We start from the raw sequence: 1,148 nt of genomic DNA, 5'->3' as shown, positions 1-1,148 counted from the left end.
GCCTTGCCGAGATCGATATCAAACCCTTGGAACTGACCGGACGGGGACAGCGACTCGAAGGGCGGGTATGTGGCATCAACCCCAAATTTGATTTCCTTGAATTGCTCTGCATGGGCGACGATGGGAACCACCGTCAAGCCTGCTGTGAAAAGCGCCGCTAGTATCTTCTTCATGAGATCTTCCTTTATCATTATTGTGAATTTTATCAGTGAGACAGGGTGCTTGAGAGAAATTGCTGAAACCTTATGGTTTGCGGCTTCGTGAACATTTCAGTTGGCTTGCCTTCTTCTTCAGTCTTGCCTTTGTGCAAAAACATGACCTTGCTGGCAACTTCTCGAGCAAAACCCATCTCGTGTGTTACAACCAACATGGTACGGCCCTCTTTGGCGAGGTCGCGCATTACCTTCAAAACTTCTCCGACCATTTCCGGATCAAGCGCTGACGTCGGCTCATCAAAAAGTAGTACATCGGGCTCCATAGCCAGAGCTCGCGCTATGGCAACCCGTTGCTGTTGTCCGCCGGAAAGCTGTGCAGGATAGGCGTGAAGCTTGCTGGTAAGCCCCACTTTTTCCAGCATTTCCTCGGCTCGTAAAGTCGCTGTCTTTTTGTCCAATTTCAAAACATGCAACGGAGCTTCGATGACGTTTTCGAGAACTGTCATGTGGGCCCAGAGATTGAATTGCTGAAATACCATCGAGAGCCTGGCGCGCAGCCTTTCCACCTGCTTAGGATTGGCAGCATCACGAGGTCCCTTGCGTTCCCGCATTTCGACCAACTCACCCTTGATTCGCACGCGTCCCCTGTCTGGTACCTCAAGAAGATTGATGCACCGAAGGAAGGTACTTTTCCCCGAACCGGAAGCTCCTAGGATGGCGATAACATCCTGATTTTGAGCAGCTAAGGAAACTCCCTTCAAAACCTCAAGCGTGCCAAAGCTCTTGTGAATATCTTCAACTACAAGTGCAAACGAGGCGGACTGTTGATCCAGCAGCATGACGATTTCCTCGAATAAAGGTTTAGGCGGCACGCAGAATCATACCGAACAGATCGCGCGGATCATCAGGGTCCGCCAGCATATCCAGCATCTCATAAAATGGCGTTTGCAGCACCTTGTCGCGTACATACCGCAGCGCAGAAAAATCCTCAGT

Annotated in this window: 1 protein-coding gene; it reads right to left on the bottom strand. The window is 50.5% G+C overall.

The genetic code is table 11. The annotated features are described in order from the left end of the window. Positions 1-205: 205 nt before the first annotated feature. On the bottom strand, positions 206-994 hold the full coding sequence (locus tag BUB54_RS19790) for an ABC transporter ATP-binding protein (RefSeq protein ID WP_048880361.1): 789 nt from the start codon (positions 992-994) through the stop codon (positions 206-208). Positions 995-1,148 lie beyond the last annotated feature (154 nt).

Source organism: Acidocella aminolytica 101 = DSM 11237, assembly GCF_900129125.1.
GTDB lineage: Bacteria > Pseudomonadota > Alphaproteobacteria > Acetobacterales > Acetobacteraceae > Acidocella > Acidocella aminolytica.
The sequence above is the reverse complement of the archived record's forward strand: the minus strand, read 5'-3'. Positions and strand labels throughout refer to the sequence as shown.